17 protein-coding genes are annotated in these 17,790 nt (G+C 59.7%); 9 read left to right on the top strand and 8 right to left on the bottom strand.

Annotation, left to right across the window (positions count from 1 at the left end; translation table 11 throughout):
• Positions 1-76 precede the first annotated feature (76 nt).
• Positions 77-1,501: a pyruvate kinase gene (pyk, locus tag Mgrana_RS06685; RefSeq protein ID WP_119356832.1), complete on the top strand. Its 1,425-nt coding sequence runs from the start codon at positions 77-79 to the stop codon at positions 1,499-1,501.
• A gap of 5 nt (positions 1,502-1,506) precedes the next feature.
• Here pyk and Mgrana_RS06680 read toward each other — a convergent pair whose 3' ends face one another.
• The 3 genes from Mgrana_RS06680 to Mgrana_RS06670 form a co-directional block, all read right to left on the bottom strand.
• Entirely contained in the window at positions 1,507-3,156 is a 1,650-nt protein-coding gene (locus tag Mgrana_RS06680) for an HsdM family class I SAM-dependent methyltransferase (RefSeq protein ID WP_119356831.1), read from the bottom strand.
• A gap of 25 nt (positions 3,157-3,181) precedes the next feature.
• Positions 3,182-4,060, bottom strand: coding sequence for a nuclease (locus Mgrana_RS06675; protein WP_119356830.1), 879 nt, complete (start codon positions 4,058-4,060; stop codon positions 3,182-3,184).
• A 96-nt stretch (positions 4,061-4,156) separates the two neighbouring features.
• Positions 4,157-4,879, bottom strand: coding sequence for a helix-turn-helix transcriptional regulator (locus Mgrana_RS06670; RefSeq protein ID WP_170146415.1), 723 nt, complete (start codon positions 4,877-4,879; stop codon positions 4,157-4,159).
• 391 nt (positions 4,880-5,270) lie between these two features.
• On the opposite strand from Mgrana_RS06670, the gene Mgrana_RS06665 reads away from it, so the two are divergent.
• From Mgrana_RS06665 to Mgrana_RS06635, 7 genes are all read left to right on the top strand, one after another.
• On the top strand, positions 5,271-6,770 hold the full coding sequence (locus Mgrana_RS06665; RefSeq protein WP_206075060.1) for a sugar ABC transporter ATP-binding protein: 1,500 nt from the start codon (positions 5,271-5,273) through the stop codon (positions 6,768-6,770).
• A gap of 64 nt (positions 6,771-6,834) precedes the next feature.
• On the top strand, positions 6,835-7,749 hold the full coding sequence (locus Mgrana_RS06660; RefSeq protein ID WP_206075059.1) for an ABC transporter permease: 915 nt from the start codon (positions 6,835-6,837) through the stop codon (positions 7,747-7,749).
• 49 nt (positions 7,750-7,798) lie between these two features.
• The gene (locus tag Mgrana_RS06655) at positions 7,799-8,773 is read left to right on the top strand and encodes an ABC transporter substrate-binding protein (protein ID WP_206075058.1); all 975 of its coding nucleotides are present in this window, start codon (positions 7,799-7,801) and stop codon (positions 8,771-8,773) included.
• 69 nt (positions 8,774-8,842) lie between these two features.
• The gene (locus tag Mgrana_RS06650; RefSeq protein ID WP_119356825.1) at positions 8,843-9,844 is read left to right on the top strand and encodes a sugar phosphate isomerase/epimerase family protein; all 1,002 of its coding nucleotides are present in this window, start codon (positions 8,843-8,845) and stop codon (positions 9,842-9,844) included.
• A 19-nt stretch (positions 9,845-9,863) separates the two neighbouring features.
• Entirely contained in the window at positions 9,864-11,027 is a 1,164-nt protein-coding gene (locus tag Mgrana_RS06645) for a Gfo/Idh/MocA family protein (RefSeq protein WP_119356824.1), read from the top strand.
• A gap of 98 nt (positions 11,028-11,125) precedes the next feature.
• Positions 11,126-12,121 (top strand): hypothetical protein, encoded by a 996-nt coding sequence (locus Mgrana_RS06640; protein WP_119356823.1) that lies wholly within the window; start codon positions 11,126-11,128, stop codon positions 12,119-12,121.
• A 92-nt stretch (positions 12,122-12,213) separates the two neighbouring features.
• Complete coding sequence (locus Mgrana_RS06635; RefSeq protein WP_119356822.1) at positions 12,214-12,927, top strand: VIT1/CCC1 transporter family protein; 714 nt, start codon at positions 12,214-12,216, stop codon at positions 12,925-12,927.
• A gap of 15 nt (positions 12,928-12,942) precedes the next feature.
• On the opposite strand, the gene Mgrana_RS06630 is transcribed toward Mgrana_RS06635, so the two are convergent.
• From Mgrana_RS06630 to Mgrana_RS17235, 5 genes are all read right to left on the bottom strand, one after another.
• On the bottom strand, positions 12,943-13,821 hold the full coding sequence (locus Mgrana_RS06630) for a DMT family transporter (RefSeq protein WP_119356821.1): 879 nt from the start codon (positions 13,819-13,821) through the stop codon (positions 12,943-12,945).
• Between the two features lie 17 nt (positions 13,822-13,838).
• The gene (locus tag Mgrana_RS06625) at positions 13,839-14,093 is read right to left on the bottom strand and encodes a glutaredoxin family protein (protein WP_119356820.1); all 255 of its coding nucleotides are present in this window, start codon (positions 14,091-14,093) and stop codon (positions 13,839-13,841) included.
• A gap of 50 nt (positions 14,094-14,143) precedes the next feature.
• Positions 14,144-15,007, bottom strand: a complete 864-nt coding sequence (locus Mgrana_RS06620) for an ABC transporter permease (protein ID WP_119356819.1) — start codon at positions 15,005-15,007, stop codon at positions 14,144-14,146.
• Complete coding sequence (locus tag Mgrana_RS06615) at positions 15,004-15,915, bottom strand: ABC transporter ATP-binding protein (RefSeq protein WP_119356818.1); 912 nt, start codon at positions 15,913-15,915, stop codon at positions 15,004-15,006. Before Mgrana_RS06615 ends, Mgrana_RS06620 begins: the two co-directional genes overlap by 4 nt.
• A gap of 78 nt (positions 15,916-15,993) precedes the next feature.
• On the bottom strand, positions 15,994-16,116 hold the full coding sequence (locus Mgrana_RS17235; protein ID WP_276309155.1) for a hypothetical protein: 123 nt from the start codon (positions 16,114-16,116) through the stop codon (positions 15,994-15,996).
• A gap of 324 nt (positions 16,117-16,440) precedes the next feature.
• Here Mgrana_RS17235 and Mgrana_RS06610 point away from each other — a divergent pair, with 324 nt between their 5' ends.
• Positions 16,441-17,772 carry an NAD(P)-dependent oxidoreductase gene (locus Mgrana_RS06610; protein WP_240631273.1) on the top strand — a complete coding sequence of 444 codons (1,332 nt, stop codon included), beginning with the start codon at positions 16,441-16,443 and terminating at the stop codon, positions 17,770-17,772.
• Positions 17,773-17,790 lie beyond the last annotated feature (18 nt).

The following is a 17,790-nucleotide window of genomic DNA, read 5'->3' as shown; positions in this document are numbered from 1 at the left end:
AGAGCCCAGGCTGGAATTGAGATCTCTCCACAGCCTCCTCTCCGCTCGGAAGAGCCGAAGCTCTAACCCTAAACTTATGGGACTTCTGAAACGCACCAAGATCGTAGCTACGCTGGGGCCGGCCAGCAGCACTCCTGAAGCAATTCGATCGCTGATCGAGGCCGGAGTTGATGTATTCCGCCTTAACTTCTCCCACGGTTCCCCTGAAGATCATCGGAGTCGAGTGGAGACCATCCGTCAGATCTCGAGGGAAAGCGGGCGTATCGTGGCGATTTTGCAGGATCTGCAAGGCCCCAAGATTCGCTGTGGTCGCTTTAAAGAGGGGGCGGTGGAACTGGCCCAGGGGCAGAAATTCATCATCACCTCTGAACCGGTAGAGGGGGATGAAACCCGGGTCTCGACCACCTACCGTGGGTTGCCCGCAGACCTGGAAGCCGGGCAGGTTCTTCTGCTGGATGACGGCAACATCCGGTTGCGGGTGGATGAGGTGCGGGGTAACGATATCCATACCACGGTCTTGATCGGTGGGCGGTTGTCGAACAATAAGGGCATCAACATCCCCGGCGCGGACCTTTCCCTTCCAGCCCTGACCGATAAGGACATCGAAGACCTGATGTTGGGGGTACAGCTGGATGTGGACTGGGTGGCCATCAGCTTTGTTCGGAGCCGTGACGATTTGCTTCTGGCCCGGCATTACTTGACCCGCCAAAGCTCACGGGCCCGCCTGATGGCCAAAATCGAAAAACCCAGTGCGGTGGCCCGCTTTGATGAGATCCTCGAGGAGGCCGACGGGATTATGGTGGCTCGAGGCGACCTGGGTGTGGAGATGCCGCTGGAGGAAGTGCCGGCGGTGCAAAAGCGCATCATCCTCAAGAGCGTTCAGGCTGGGAAGGCGGTGATTACGGCTACCCAGATGCTCGAGAGCATGATCAAAAACCCCTCGCCTACCCGGGCGGAGGCCTCCGATGTGGCCAACGCCATCTTCGACGGTACGGATGCGGTGATGCTTTCCGCTGAAACCGCTGCTGGGGCCTATCCAGTGGAGGCTGTGGCATTCATGAGCCGGGTGGCCAAGACCATCGAGGCCACCAAAGAGTATCTGGATCGCCTCAATGCCTTGCGGCCTGAGCCCAACCGCACGGTGCAAGACGCGATTGCTCTGGCGGTAGATGACGTGGTGGATGCCACGGGCGCGAAAGCCATCGTGGTGTTCACCGCTACAGGCGGCGCGGCCCGCCGGGTGGCCCGTACCCGCCCCCCGGTACCGATCCTGGCCTGTACCCCAAACCCCCACGTCTGTAACCAACTGGCCCTGGTTTCAGGGGTGCTGCCGATTATTGCTCCTGACCCCAAAGACACCGATGACATGGTGAAAATTGCCGTGGAAAAGGCCAAGGAAACCGGCCTGGCTGAAATTGGGGAGTATGTGGTGATTGCGGCGGGAGTGCCCTTTGGGGTACGGGGAACCACCAACATGCTGCGGGTGGAGCGGCTAAGCTAGGCTTGCTAACGTGAACCCCTCCGGCGCTGAAGCGTATGGGCTGCTTCTTTGAGCAGCGCTTGCTCTCGCAGGGATAAACCCAGCCCCTGCCCGAGGAGGGTTTGGTCGGCCAGGCTCTGGGCGGTTTCGGTTTCACCCTGGCGCAGGAGGGCATCGAGTTCACCGGCCAGCGCCCCCAGCTGCTCGGACGGGAGGTCGGGTCGCGCCACGAGGATTCTCCGGGCTTCAGCCGGCTCGATCTTGAGCATCCCACCGCCGAGGGCGTGACCCTCGAGTTCAGCGCTGAGGCGGGTCAGAGAGGTTTGCCATAGGCCAGCCATAGCCTCACTACCCAACCGGGTTTGGGGATGAAGGCGGAGCACATGCAGGCTATTAGGGGCTACCGCTTGAGCGCGGTTGGCGACCAATCGGGGCAACCTGCCGCTCATATACGAGAGAAACGCATCCGGGATGCCCACCTGCGGCACGGCATACCAAGGCTCGCGAACTCGACACTTATAGGTCTGGGACACGCCCTCGGCTTGGCCCTTTTGGAGGTACCGCAGCACCTCCTGAGGTAGGGGCTGACCGGGAGGGATATGCAGCAAGTATCCGGCCTCACCCTGTTCTAGCAGGGCTTGCCAGTCCTGTGGGGTGAGGCATAGGCCGGTGAGGGCCCTCCCCCTCCGGATTGCGGGTTTCAGGAAGGCCAGGGGGATTCCCCACCGGTGCACGTCTTGGGGGCTGAGGTGGAAATAGCGGTTGTTTCCGGTGACATATCCGATGCTGATATCCGCCAGCTCCCCCAGCGCTACGGTTTTGGAGGATTCCCGCAACTCTCGGTATAGTTCCCAGGCCTTGGGTGAGATCCAGTGTCCGGCAAAGCGTTCCCCGCCAGGGTTCTTGAAACCAAGCGGCTGAAAATTGGCCTTGGTCAGCTCTAACCCCAGGAGTGATTCCGCCCCTTCCAGATCGAGCAAACGAAAGTTGGCCCGAAAAGCCCCCTTGTGCTCTGCAAGCAGCAGCAGGGTATCCTGGCTCAGATTCGAGAACAGCCGCTTTCGGAAGGTCAACAGGGTGACCTGTTGAAAGCGGGTGCTAAGGTGCTCGAGCACGGCTCGGGCGTACCCTGCATGGCTCAATTCCATCGGCAGCACCATGCCGAGGCGTCCTCCCGGTTTGAGCAGGCCCACCGCATGAATGAGAAAAGGCGCCCACGAGCTGGCCAGCCTGCTCAAGGTTACCCCCTCGGCAACCGCTCGAGCCCAGGCTTTGGCTCGAGCCGCCCCCGCGAACTGCTGGTAGCGAATGAAGGGGGGATTGCCCACGATCGCCTCAAACCCCCCAAAGCCAGGGGCTTCCATGTCGAAAAAATCACCCAACACCAGGTTGGCCGGGCTACAGAGGCTGCCCAGGGCCGTACGCGTCTGTGCGTGGGTTGTGGGGTTTAGCTCCACACCGAACACTTGGGCTTGCCCATTCCCACCCAAGGCCTCGAGGTGTTGAGCGGCAGCATACAGAAAAACCCCCCCACCGAAGGAAGGATCTAAAACCCGATCCTTGGGGGAACGGATGGCCCAACGAACCAAAAAACGGGCCACCTCGAGGTCGGTATAGTAGGCCCCAAAACGTTTGGCGGTCTCGCCTCCAGGGCTTTCCGAGAGCCACGAGGACATCGCTCGAAGCCTACCATTGGGGGGTTTATTTCTCCAAGAACATCAGGTTTTCCGGCGGCTCCTTTAGGCGCACCTTGCGACCCTTGACCTCTACCAGAAAGTGGAGCCCGGTTTTTTGCCCCCTGCTGAGCACCACGACCTCGTCGTTGCGGGCCCGCAGGTAGGCCTCTAGCCCGGACAGCGAAAGGCTACCCTGATTCAGCTCGAGGTAATCGATTAGGCGGCGAAATAGCTTGGGTAGGATCACCACCCGGTTGTTCAAGGTGGTAACCGTTTTGAGCTCGAAACCCTGGGTGGTGCGGTCTTGAGGCCACAGGCCCTTGCCCCGGCGGGCCGACGCCACCGCCGCATTGAAGACCCTGCGCAGCTCGAAATACAGACCGCTATAGTAGGTGGGATAAACCAGCCCTTGCGCCAGCAGGTGGTGATTGGCGCTCTGGCTCAGCAACCCATCCTCCACAAAAACCAAGCCTCCATCGCGTTCCGGCGGAGTGCCCTGGTACGCGAAGGACACCGCTCGCCCGTAGACGTCCACAAATTTGGAGAGCACAAACCCGGACACCCGCTCTGGCTGTGAAGCCATCACCTTTTCATCCTTACCGTGCTGCACCTGCTCAAAGCCGAGAAACCCCAGCAGGGCATCCCGGGCCGCGTGCGCATATTCCAGGGGCTGATGCTCGATGCTGGCCCCACTCACCCCTGGGGTGTAGTGGGTCTCGAGGGCATCTATGGCGTCGAGGCGCAACTGCACCCCACCGTCCTTATTCTGGCGGATGCGGTGGGTTTTGCTCAGGGCCTCGAGCTGCTCCCAGCGGGCTGTCCTGCGGGGATAAAACCGAATGGAATCGCCGTCTGGGGCTCCGCCGATGATGCGGTACTCCCCTTCGATCAGCAGATAGGGCATCGGGTTTCCTCCTTCTCGTAGAGCCTACCGCGGAGAAGGTTACGCCAAGGTTACAGGTGAGGGAAACAGCGGGGCCTCTAGGCCTCAGCCCTCCAGTTAAACGGCAAGTTGATGCTGTTCCTTGCGGTATTCTCTAGGTGTACATCCCTTGTGGGCGCGAAAGCGATTGGCGAAATACTGGCTCGAGCTGAAGCCACAGTTAAAGGCAATCTCGGTAATGGGGCGGTTGGGGTGATGGTGCAGCAGTTTGGCCGCAGTCTCCAGGCGGAGATGGGAAAGGTATTCAATGGGGGCCATTCCGGTGATTTCCTGGCAGTAGCGGGCAAATTGGGTACGGCCCAGCCCACAAGCCTCGGCCATTGAGTCGAGGGTCCAGTTTTGATCGAGCCGCTCGGCCAGCCCTTGCAAAAACACCCGCACGGTGTGCTGGGAGCTAACCAGCGATTCGTCCAAAGCGATCTGCTTATCCCCCAATAGCTCGAGGACCTCGATCAATAGCTCATTGACGTGCAGCTTAAGCCGGGCCACGACTTGTTCGGCATCCTCGAGCTGCAATGCCGATTGAATCCGCCGAAAAACCCGTATAATCCCCGGATTAGCCCGCCAAACCGGGTGCTCGTTGTGTCGCAACAACACAGACAAGCGCTCTCGATCAGCCTTGGACCACAACAACCATTCCGGCCAACGCCATTCCTGATTGGGCCGTCGCACCCCCACATCCAGGATTAGCCAGTGGAAGACCCCCCCGTCTACCTCGGGGTTACCGACCCGGTGATACTGCCAGGGGCGGGTAATGGTCAGGTGGCCACTGTGCAGCAACCAAGACTGGTCACCTACCTCAAAACCGAGTTTGCCCTTGCTGATAAGGGAAAACTCAATCCCCTCATTGCAATGTGAGCCTAATCCCCAACTCTGGCGCTTAGGGGCCATCCAAACCCCTGCTGAACGCACTTCAGGTAACACCTCTTCTGGCAGTGAATGGCCTGGATATAGCCCGTGCCCCCAAGCCTGTAGCCCTACTTCCCCGCGCCGCGCCGCAGCCTTGAGGGGCTCACAGGAATCCGCACGTACACTGTTTCCCGCATCCCAAAAGGTGGCGTGATTGTCCATAAATGTGCAAAATTTACCACCGCTAGGAATTGCACGTCAACAGCAGCCTTGCGGTTTATACTTCGTGCGAAACCGAAGGGTGCAGGGAAAGGGAATAGGTGTGTTGTCGGTTCGATTTGAGGGGATCTGCAAGGACTTTGGTACGGTTCGGGTGCTGTATGATGTTGGTTTCTCCATCCAAAAAGGCGAAGTCCATGCGCTAATTGGTGAAAATGGGGCCGGTAAGAGCACCCTGATGAAAATTCTGGGGGGATACCATGCACCGAGTGCTGGACAGATATTTGTGAATGGAGAAGCGGTGCAGTTTCACGACTCCAAGGCAGCAGAAGAACTGGGCATTGTATTGATCCATCAAGAGTTCAATCTGGCAGAAGATTTAAGCATTGCCCAAAATGTGTTTTTGGGACGTGAGCTACACCGAGGTTTTTTGCTGGATGAAGCCACCATGAACAAGAAGACTGTGGCAGCGCTGGAGCAGGTGGGTCTGCAATTGGATCCTCGCCGCAAGCTGCGTAGCCTGATTGTGGCTGAAAAACAACTGGTGGAGATAGCGAAAGCGCTCTCGCGCAATGCCAAGCTCCTAATTATGGATGAGCCCACAGCCACCCTTACCCCGGATGAGACTCAAACCTTGTTCAAACTCATTGCTCAGCTCAAAGCTGAGGGGGTGACGATCCTTTACATCTCGCACAAACTCGAGGAGGTCAAAGCCCTTTCCGATACTGTCACGGTTTTACGCGATGGAAGACATATCCAGACCGCCCCCACCCAAGATTTGAGCCAGCAGGAGATGGCCAATCTGATGGTTGGGCGGGAACTCTCTGACATGTTCCCCCCCAAAACAGCCCCTGAGCAACCCAAAACCGTTTTCCAAGCTGAGCGGGTGAGCGTTCCTGGATGGGCCAGAGAGGTTTCTTTTGAACTGCGCAGAGGGGAGATCTTGGGATTTGCTGGACTGGTTGGAGCGGGCCGGACCGAGCTTTTTGAAGGAATTTTGGGCTTGAGGCCGAGAACCAGTGGGCGGTTTGCTTTAGAAGGCCGGCCCATCGACCTAAAGAGCCCTTCCCAAGCTCTCGAGCAGGGAATTGTCTACCTCAGCGAAGACCGTAAAGGTAAAGGCCTACACATCAATATGGCCCTTCGCCCGAATTTGACCCTGATGGCGCTCGAGCGTTATGCGCACCCACTGCTAGATACAAGCGCTGAAGCCCGGGCTTTTGCTGAAAACGCCAACCGCTTCAACATCCGTGGGGGTAGTGCGGAAGCCAAAGCCTCTGCGCTCTCGGGGGGCAATCAACAAAAGCTGGCCCTGGCCAAAATCCTGCATCCTGACCCTAAGGTTGTGATCCTCGATGAACCCACTCGAGGGGTGGACATAGGAGCCAAGCGAGAGATCTACTTCTTGATCCAAGGTCTGGCCCAAAGAGGAAAATCGGTGATTGTAATTTCCTCGGAGCTGATCGAGCTGATCGGTCTTTGCCATCGGCTGGTGGTGATGCGTGGGGGCCGGATCACCGGGCTGCTCGATCAGCAAGAGATGAGCGAGCCGGAGATTATCGCCTACGCCACCGGCCTAAAAGGAAGTCATGCTACAGCCTGAAAAACCCGCCACCAAATCGTCTAAGATTCGCTTTAACCTTTCGGGGTGGGGCCCATTATTGGGCTTGATCTTGCTTTGTATCTTAGCCACCCTACTCAACCCGGCCTTTATTTCCCTAGACAACGTTTTTAACGTGCTTACCCGCACTGCCTTCACCGGGATCATTGCAGTGGGAATGACCTTCGTCATCATTAGTGGTGGGATTGATCTCTCGGTGGGGTCTATGGCGGCCCTCATTGCGGGTGTGATGATTTTGGTAATGAATGCCCTCGAGCCCCGCCTGGGTGGAGGCACCTTCACGGTGTTGGTAGGGATGCTCTTGGCGGTGGGATTGGGGGCTATATTCGGGGTGCTGCATGGCCTGATCATTACCAAAGGTCAGATAGAGCCCTTCATCGTCACCCTGGGAACCCTGGGAATCTTTCGATCCTTTCTGACTTATCTCTCCCAAGGTGGAGCAATTACCCTGCAACAGGACCTTTCTGACCGCTACAGCCCGGTTTACTACGGGGCTTTTCTGGGAGTGCCCATCCCCATCTGGGTATTCCTGGCAGTGGCCCTAATAGGTGGATTGGTGCTGAACCGTACCCGATTCGGGCGTTATGTTCAGGCCATCGGCTCCAACGAACAAGTGGCCCGTTATGCAGCAATTCGGGTGGATCGTATCAAAATACTCACCTATGTGATCTTGGGGATTTGTGTGGCCTTGGCAACGATTCTCTATGTGCCAAGACTGGGCTCAGCCACGCCCAGCACAGGGCTTTTGTGGGAGCTCGAGACCATTGCGGCCGTGATCATCGGTGGAACCTCCCTCCGGGGCGGCAGTGGGCGCATCACTGGCACGGTGGTTGGAGCCATCTTGCTCTCAACCATTGGCAATGTTCTAAACCTTACCAGCATCATCAGCGTTTATCTCAACGCGGCGGTGCAAGGCATTGTGATCATCATCGTGGCCTTCTTGCAGAGGGGCCGCAGGTGAGAAGGAGGGATGGGGTGAATACAACCGCTGGCATTCGGCTCGAGGCTTCTTGGATGAACTCGCAAAAGAGGTAAACATGCACGGAGTGCTGCGTGGGCTTGTGGTAATGGGGGCATTGCTGCTGATGGCGGCTTTTGCTCAAAACAAAGTGATCATGGGGGTTTCCATCCCTGCGGCTGACCACGGTTGGACTGCGGGAATCGTATACTGGGCCAATCAAACCAAGGGGGAACTCGAGAAAAAGTATCCCGGTATTCAGGTGATCGTCAAAACCGCTAAAGATGCCTCTGAGCAGGCCAACCAAATTCAAGACCTGGTCACGGTTAACAAGATCAACACCTTGGTGATCCTACCGTATGAATCAGCGCCTCTGACCAAGCCGGTAGCAGCGGCAAAAGCCAAGGGTGTTTTCGTAACCGTGGTGGATCGGGGGCTTACCGACCCCAACGCTCAAGATGCCTACGTAGCAGGAGACAACCCTGGTCTGGGCAGGGTTTCTGCGGAATATATGGCCAAGCAACTGGGTGGCAAAGGCAACATCGTCATACTGCGGGGCATTCCCACCGTGATTGACAACCAACGCTACGATGCGTTCATGGAGGTGATGAAGAAATATCCCGGAATCAAGGTTTTGGATCAAAAATACGCCAACTGGAATCGCGATGATGGTTTTAAAGTGATGCAGGACTTCCTGACCCGCTTTAAGCAGATCGATGCGGTATGGGCTCAGGATGATGACATAGCGGTAGGGGTGCTCAAGGCCATAGACGAAGCCAAGCGCACCGATATCAAGTTCGTGCTGGGGGGTGCCGGCATGAAGGAGATGATCAAAAAGGTAATGGATGGGGATAAGTTGATCACTGCAGATGTAACCTATCCACCTCGAATGATTCAGGATGCGATGATGCTCACGGCTGAGGCTCGAGTCACTGGAAAGCCAATGAAAACCCCCACCATTATTCCTTCAGTGTTGGTGACCAAAGAGAACGCCAAAGAATACTACTTTCCGGACAGCCCGTTCTAAAGTTTGATCATAAGGGCGGGTGAAAACCCGCCCCAACATTGGAATTTTGGGTTTTAGGAGGATGCATCTATGGCACGACCGGTTACCCTATTTACTGGCCAATGGGCAGATTTACCCTTGGCAGAGCTGGCCCCCATGGCCAAGGAGATGGGTTACGATGGCCTCGAGCTGGCCTGCTGGGGAGACCATTTCGAGGTACAGGAGGCCCTCAAGTCCGAGAGCTACGTTCAGGAGCGACGGGGGCTGCTCGAGCGGAACGGTTTGCAGATCTACGCCATCAGCAACCACTTGGTGGGGCAGGCGGTCTGTGACCGGATTGATGAGCGGCACCGGGCCATCCTTCCCCCACGGGTCTGGGGGGATGGCGATCCCGAAGGGGTGCGCCAACGGGCAGCGCGGGAGATGATGGAGACTGCTCGAGCTGCGGCCAAGCTGGGGGTCAAGGTGGTCAACGGATTCACCGGCTCCTCGATCTGGCACTCGATCTATGCTTTCCCCCCTACCGACCAGGCCTACTGGGAACAGGGCTTCAAGGATTTTGCTCAGCGCTGGTTGCCCATCCTGGAAGTTTTTGACGAGGTTGGGGTTAACTTCGGCTTAGAGGTGCATCCCACCGAGATTGCCTTTGATATCGCCTCAGCCCAGCGGGCCCTGGAGGCCCTTGGCCACCATCGGCGGTTCGGTTTCAACTATGACCCCTCTCATCTGGGGTATCAGGGGGTGGACTACGTTCGGTTTCTCCGCACCTTCAGGGATCGGATTTTCCATGTCCACATGAAGGATGTGTGGTGGGGGCACGGCACGGGCGAGGCAGGGGTTTTCGGAGGACACACCTCCTTCGGAGATGCCCGGCGCTATTGGGATTTCCGAAGCGTAGGCCGAGGCGATATTGATTTTGAAGAGATCATCGTGGCCCTCAACGACATCGGTTACCAAGGCCCGCTTTCGGTGGAGTGGGAGGACAGTCGGATGGACCGGGTGCATGGGGCCACCGAGAGCGCTGCGTTTTGCAAGCAGCTCGACTTTGAGCCGGCGGGACGGGCTTTTGACGCGGCGTTTGCCAAGGAATAGCCCCTATTTAGGAGGTCCAATGCGCAAACTTCGCTATGGCATGGTGGGGGGTGGCCGCGACGCGTTCATCGGGGCGGTGCATCGCAAGGCGGTGGCTTTAGACGGCCAAGCCGAACTCGTGGCCGGAGCCCTCTCGAGCTCCCCGGACAAGGCTAAGGCTTCAGGGCGGGAGCTGGGACTTCCCGATGCGCGCAATTACGGTTCCTGGGAGGAGATGCTCGAGGCGGAGCTCCGGCTTCCCGCCCAAGAGCGGATTGATTTCGTCAGCATTGTTACCCCCAACCATCTGCACTACCCTGTGGCCAAGGCCTTTGCCGAGGCGGGGATTCATGTGGTTTGTGACAAGCCGCTGGTTCACAACAGCGAGCAAGCCCATGACCTCATCCAGGTGGTCGAGCGGTCGGGGGTGGTTTTCGCGGTCACCTACAACTACACCGGGTACCCGATGGTCAAGCAGGCCCGGGACATGGTGAAAAATGGGGTGTTGGGCCCCCTTCGCAAGGTGATTGTGGAGTACAACCAGGGCTGGTTGGCCACCCAGCTCGAGGCTTCCCACCAAAAGCAGGCCGAGTGGCGCACCGATCCTGCCCGTAGCGGGATTGCCGGAGCGGTAGGGGATATCGGTTCGCACGCAGAAAACCTGGCTGCAACCATTACCGGGCTCGAGCTCGAGCAGATCTGCGCAGACCTGACCACCTTTGTGCCAGGGCGCCGGCTCGACGACGATGGAAACCTGCTGCTGCGCTTTGTGGGAGGAGCCAAAGGTCTTCTGTGGTGCAGCCAGGTCGAGATTGGAGCGGAAAACGACCTGCGCATCCGGATCTTTGGTGAAAAGGGCAGCCTCACCTGGCACCAGGAAGACCCTAATGTCCTAATCCACGACTCGCTCGAGGGGCCACGGCAAGTGCTCACCCGGGGCAATGCCTACCTCTGCCCTGCGGCTCAACGGGCCACCCGGCTGCCCACCGGTCACCCCGAGGCTTTTATTGAGGCCTTTGCCAACGTGTATTTGGGGGCCATGGAGGCCATCCGGGCCAAGCAGGAAGGCCGTGCCCTGGGCGAGAATGAGGGGGATTTCCCTACGGTTTACGACGGGGCTCGAGGGGTCTACTTCATCGAGAAAACGGTGGAGTCTTCCAGATCCGATCAGAAGTGGACCGAGGCCCGCTGGAAAAGGCCCTGAAAGCTTGGTCCAAGTAACGCTTTCTTCAGCCCTCCTTAAGACTGCGCCCGGTCTCACCTTCAGGCTCCGGCGACATGCTGGCGTCCGGAGGTACACCCATGAAAGGCATCTTCAAACTGGCAGGGCTGGGTTTGGTCGGTGTTTTGGCGGCGTGCGGAAGCCTGAGTACTGGCGCGACCGGGGGCGGGGATCTGAGCGCCAATAGCGCAGAGGTGCAAGCCACCGCCAGCGCAGCCCTAGACGACCTCAACACCACCGGGGCCATGCTGGACGGCAGTGTTAGCAGCAGCAGCCTCCAGGCTGGAGCCAGCGCGCAGGGGGGAAGTGGCTTAGAGGCTGCGGCCCTATCGTGGAATCTGCCTCCTCGAGTTTATGCCCTGCTGCGCGACCTGGGCCTTTGGATTCCGGTGCGCGGTACGCAGGCCGCGGCGAACTGCACCATCACGGTGAGCGCCTCGAGCAGCGCCCCGCAGTATTTGGTGAACTTCACCTGCAGCGGCACCAACCCCGCCGATACCCGCAGCTACAGCACCCAGGGGGAGATAGACCTTTCCCTACAGAACGGTAAAGATGAGGCGGCTGGGTACACCGCCGAGTTCAAGGGCTTCGACGCGCTGGTAACCTTTGCCGACCAAAGCCGCCTCGAGCGCAAGCTGGACGGCCAGTTTAGCCTGGACAAAAGCGGGCTGCCCTGGAAGCTCAGCAAGGACTATACCTACTCCGTCAGCAAGAAGGACTCGAGCGGCAGCCTCCTTTGGAGCGGCCAGAACGTGTTCAGCGTGAGCAAGACCTACCAACCCGACAACCTCTCGGCCCCCGGTCTGGCCGGAACGGTGACCATAGCCCAGAGCACCCCCGGCAGCGACGTGTTTACCAATCTGGTCACCAACAAAACCCGCTCGCTGAGCTTCTACACCAACCCCACCATCCACTGGAACAGCGCTTGCACGCTGCGGCCCCGTTTCGATGCGGGCGAGAAAGACTACCTCTTTACCAGTGCCAGTGGGGTGCAGACCACCCTCAGCCTTCAGTTCAACGGCTGCGGTAACTTCACCCTCAGCTACAACGGGGGTGTGGTTCCCATCAGCAACTGATCCCAGAGCGCCCTTTATAGCCGTCCTTGCCCCTCGAGCTCGAGGGGCATTTCTCTTGCATCCGGGGGATATCCTGAGGCCGGGAGGTCCCCATGTACCAGCGAACCCACGTCGAACAACACTTCAGCGGCTCAGACACCGTGCGCGATATCGTGATTGGGATGTCCGACGGGCTCACCGTGCCCTTTGCCCTGGCGGCTGGGCTTTCAGGAGCGGTGGACAGCAGCTTCGTGGTTTTGGTCGCGGGGATTGCCGAGATGGCGGCGGGCTCAATCGCGATGGGGTTGGGGGGATACCTGGCCGCTCGAGGCGAGGAGGATCACTACCGGGCGGAATTGGAGCGTGAACACCGAGAAGTGCTCGAGCTGCCCGAGGTAGAGACCGAGGAGGTACGGGAGGTCTTCCGGGGGTACGGCTTGCAGGGCGAGGCTTTGGAAAAGGCCACCCAAGCCATCACCGCCAAACCCGAGATCTGGGTGGGGTTCATGATGAAAAATGAACTCGGCCTGGAGAAGCCCGATCCTCGCCGCGCCCTCAGCAGCGCCCTAACCATCGGGGGAAGCTACATCGCGGGCGGAATCATCCCCCTGGCCCCTTACGCCTTTCGGTTGCCCTTGGACACCGCCTTTGCCTGGAGCATCGGGGTGACCTTGGTTGCCCTGGCCCTTTTTGGTGGGGTAAAAGCCCGCTTCACCGGGGTTTCGGCCTTCCGGGGAGCCTGGCAGACCACGCTGGTAGGAAGCATCGCAGCGGGCGCGGCCTATGGTTTGGCCCGGCTGGTCGGCAGCTTTGGAGTGGGGGGCTAAGGGCCTTCAGGGCGCCTAGTCCTCACCGCTCGGCTCGGTGGTGATCTGCCCGGAGTGGGGGCGGGCGCTCAGGAGTTGGCTGACCAAGGTTGCCAGCACGATCAGGGCCGCCCCAATACGCCCTTGCCAGCCCAGCCGTTCATGCAGGAGAAAATAGGCAAAGATCGAGGCATAAACCGGCTCGAGGGCATAGATGATGGCTGCTTCGGCGGCGGGGACAAACCGCTGACCCAAGGCTTGCAGCCATACGCATAGGGCGCTGGCCACCAAGCCCAGGTAGATCAGGCTGCCCCAGGGGAACCCTTCCCAGTTCCAGCGGGGCTGCTCCCACGCCACCCACCCCAAGGCCAGCAGCAACACCACCAACATCTGGATGCCGGTCAGGGGCAAGGAGGGGAAGCGGGTGGCAAAGCCCTCAATTCGCCAGATGTAGACGGTATAGGAAAGGGCCGTGAGGAGGGTCCAGAAGTCCCCCGGACCGGGCGGTGAGCCGTCATAGGAAAGGAGCCCTACCCCGAGAATGGCCAGCAGAGCGGCCAACCAGATGTTCCAGCCCAGGCGTTGGCCCAGCAGGCCCAAGAGCAGCGGCAGCATGACCACGTAGAGGGTGGTGATGAAAGCGCTTCGGCTGGCGCTGGTGGAGGCCAGGCCGATGGTCTGGCTAAAGTAGGCCAGGAACAGGTATATCCCCAGTTCAAGGCCCGCCGCCCACAGCCTGCGGTTGCGCACCCAGAGAAAGGGGGCAAAGCACAGGGTGGCAAAAAAGAAGCGCACCAGGGTGATTTGTCCGGCGCTGAGGGTTTTGAGGGAGTCCTTCACCACCACAAAGGTGGTGGCCCACAGCAGGGTGGCCAGGCTGAGATAGAAAACCCCGAGCAGGTGTTCGCGGCGCACGGCCCTGAGTATAGGGTTCAGGGGTTTGACCCAGTGTGGCGGCGGTACCAGGCTTCCAGCTTGGGGATTGAAACTCCTGTGAGGGGCTCGGCTTGGCCATCTACCTCGAGCACCACCCCGGCGCTCGGGGAGCCGACCAGCTCTTGAACCTTGGCCCTGGCCTCGAGGTTCTCGCTCACATCCACAAACTCAAACTCCATCCCCTTTTGCCGTAGGAATAGCTTGGCCACCTCGCAGGGCCCGCAGCCGGTGAGTCCATAAATGCGAATCATGCCCACAGTGTAGGCTGGATTTGGCCGAAGGAGTGTGCCGCAAAAGTCGCTCAGAAATCCCGCCGGCGAAACACCCACAGGGCCAGCAACAACACCCCCAGCGTGTAGATCCCCACCCACAGCAGATACCCTGCCCCCAGTGGCTCGGTCCCCACAAAGGGGTTGCCCCTCGCCACGTCCTGTACCTGCCGCAAGGCCTCCGGCTGCAAGTACACCGAAGCCCCCCGCCAGAGCCGATCGCTGGGCACCACATAGCTGCTCAAGGTGCCAATTTGCTGCAGGGTTTTAGAGCCGGTCAGGGCCCCCACACTGCCCACAATTCCCCCGGCCCAGCCCAAGCCATACAGCATGAAGAGCACCACCCCGGTGGTCAGGGTGGAGAAGAGGGTGCTGCCCAGCAGGGTCAAGGTGAGCAAAAAAAGGGCGCCCAACAACATCAGGCCGATGGCGTAAAAGGGTTGTGGCGGTAAGTATCCGGTGATGGCCTGGGCGCCGTACAGCAAGGCCAGGGTCAGCAATACAAGGTAAGGCAGCACCAAGCTCAGGTGGCCCAGCCATTTCCCCAACAGGAACTCCCAGCGCCGGATGGGCTTAGGCAGCACTGCCTGGAGGGTACCGGAGTCCGCCTCACCGCTCACCGCAGCCGCCGTGGAGAATACCGCCAGCAGGCTGCCCAGGAAGTTGGCGATGTACATCCCCATCAGGACCAGGGTGGCGCTGGCAAAGAGCTGGGCCTGGCCCGGCAGCTCGCGGCCCAGCTCAGCGGCCCGGCGCTGGAAGCTGCGCAGCAGGGCGTCGGTGCCGTAGAGGTAGAGCCCCACAAAGACCAGGGTCAGCAGCAGCACCGCCAGGATCAGGCGGCGGGCCAGGGCCTCGCGCCAGGTGAAGCGGGCGATCAGGAGCAGGCTTCTCACGAGTCCCCCCCTTCGATTAGGGTTACGAAGAGATCCTCGAGGCTCTCCCGCCGTGGGGTGAGGGCGTAGAGTTTGGTTCCTGAGTGGACCACAGCCTCGGCTACCGCGGGGAGCGTATCCTCGCTGGGCAGGGCCAGGGTCAGCCGTTCCCCGTTTTCCTCGAGGATCCGGGCCAACCCAGACAGCGCGTTCCGGAGGGCGGGGGTGACCTTATCTACGCGGAGCTCGGCCTCGAGGTGGGGGTTGAGCAACTCGGCCAGGTTCCCGCTCTGGATGACCCGGCCCTTGTTTACAATTGCGACCCGGTCACAGGTCAGCTCGACCTCAGAAAGCAGGTGGGAATTGAGAAACACCGTGGTGCCCTCAGCCTTCAGGTGGGCGATGAGCTCGCGCACCTCGCGCCGCCCAATGGGGTCTAGCGCCGAGGTGGGCTCATCGAGGATGACCAGTTTGGGGCGGTTTAGGATAGCCTGCGCCAGCCCGATGCGCTGCTGCATCCCCTTGGAATAGCCCTTGATTCGCTCCCGCTCGCGCCCCGCCAGACCCACCAACTCCAGCGCTTCCGGGATTCGGCGCTCCAGATCTGCTGTTTCCATTCCGTAAAGCTGCCCGTGAAAGCGCAGGAAATCTCTTCCGGTCATCCAGTCGTGGAAGCGGAACAGCTCAGGCAAAAACCCCACCTGGCGTCGGACCTCCAGATCTTCTATCGGTTGCCCCAGAATCCGGGCCACCCCGGCGCTGGGATGGGTCAGGCCCAGGAGCATTTTGACGGTGGTGCTCTTGCCCGCCCCGTTGGGCCCGAGAAAGCCGAAGACCTCGCCCTGGGCTACCTCGAGGTTCAGGTCTTCAACCGCTGGGCGGCCGTGGAAGACTTTGCGCAGGTGATGGGTCTCGATGGCAAGGGGCATCCCCTTTACTGTAGAGGCTTGAGGAAAATGAACCGTAAGGGCAGCCTATAAACCCCGCAGCGTTTCGGCATCAACCGGCTAAATTTTGGGCATCAGGAGGGCAAACAAGATGAAAAGCGCCGCAGCAATCGCCCCGGTCGCGATATCCATCCACAGGCCATGCGAAGGGGGGTTTTTATGCGATTTGCGTTTGAGGGCCATGTGATATGTATATAGCATAAAGCGAGTTAAGTCAAGACATAAAAGAATGCCGCATTTTAGTTATTGGACCAACCTAGGTCTCGATTGGAAAATATGGATTTAAATACATGCTATCTTCATAAGATATCTGATTTGTAAAGATATCATCTAAGCTTGACAGGCCCGGACTGGATTCGTAAGATTCCGGTTAGTCAATCGGCATCGGTTGGGTTAAGTCGGCTCCAGCGAGGGCACGAACCTTCTTAGTGAGAATCTCACGGGGAAGGTTTTTTGTTTTACCTGGTTGCGAATAGGTACTGTTGGCAGAGACCAGAAGGAGGAAATGTGCAAGTGATCCGGCCAGAGGAAGTCCTGAGGGAATACTATCCCCCTTTAACCGACCATGAGGCCCTTGTGGAGGCCAACCGCTGCCTCTACTGCTACGATGCCCCTTGTACCCATGCCTGCCCAACCCACATAGATATCCCCAAATTCATCAAGAAAATCGCCACCGAGAACCCCGTGGGCTCTGCCCGGACCATCCTCGAGGCCAACCTGATGGGGGCCACCTGCGCCCGGGTGTGCCCGGTGCAGGAACTGTGCGAGGGGGCCTGTGTGCTGAACGCCGAGGAGAAGCCGATCATGATCGGGCGGCTCCAGCGCTACGCCACCGATTACGTCTACGAACGGGGAATAGACGTGTTCAAAGCGGGTCCGCCCACGGGAAAGAAGGTCGCGGTGGTGGGGGCGGGTCCGGCGGGTCTAACCTGCGCTGGGGAGCTGGCCAAGCTGGGGCACAGCGTCACCGTGTTTGAGCGGCGCAGCCTGCCCGGTGGCCTCAGCACCTACGGGATTATCGTGCTGCGCGAGCCGGTGGGGGTAGCCCTGGCCGAGGTCGAGATGGTGAAGCGGCTGGGGGTTGAGGTGAAAACCGAGCTCGAGCTGGGCCGCAACCTCTCCTTCGAGGAGCTGCGGGCCCAGTACGACGCGGTGTTTTTAGGAGTGGGGCTCGGAGCGGTGCCAGCCCTGGGGATTCCTGGGGAGGAGCTCATCGTGGACGGGCTGGGCTACATCGAGGCCAGCAAGATGGATCCCCAGAAGCTCGAGGTGGGGCGTGAGGTGGTGGTGATCGGGGCGGGAAACACCGCGGTGGACTGTGCTACCGTGGCCAAGCGGCTGGGGGCCGAGCGGGTGACCATGGTTTACCGCCGCACCGAGGCGGAGATGACCGCCTACCCGCACGAATACGCTTTCGCCAAGAACGAAGGGATTGAGTTTCGCTTCCTGACCCAACCCGTAGAGGTGCTGAGCGAAAACGGGCAGGTTAAGGGGTTGCGCTGCGTGCGGATGGAACTGGGTGCGCCGGACGCTTCGGGCCGCCCGGCCCCCCTGCCGGTGCCGGGCTCCGAGTTTGTCCTCCCGGCGGACCAGGTGGTGAAGGCGATTGGCCAGGAGAAACCCAGCTTGGCCCGGCTTTTGGGCCTGGAGACGGAGAAGGGCTACATCAAGGTGAATGAGCACCTCGAGACCAGCCTTCCTGGGGTCTATGCCGGTGGCGACTGCGTGCGGGCCAGGGGCTCGGCCTCCACGGTGATGGCGGTGGAGGACGGCAAGCTGGCGGCCTTTGCGATCCACCGCAGGCTTGCTCCCAGCGTGGGCATGGCCGCAGACGACTGAAACATTTGCCTTTGAAAC

Source organism: Meiothermus granaticius NBRC 107808 (assembly GCF_003574355.1).
GTDB classification, from domain to species: Bacteria; Deinococcota; Deinococci; order Deinococcales; family Thermaceae; genus Meiothermus; species Meiothermus granaticius.
This window is presented reverse-complemented; position numbering and strand designations above follow the sequence as displayed.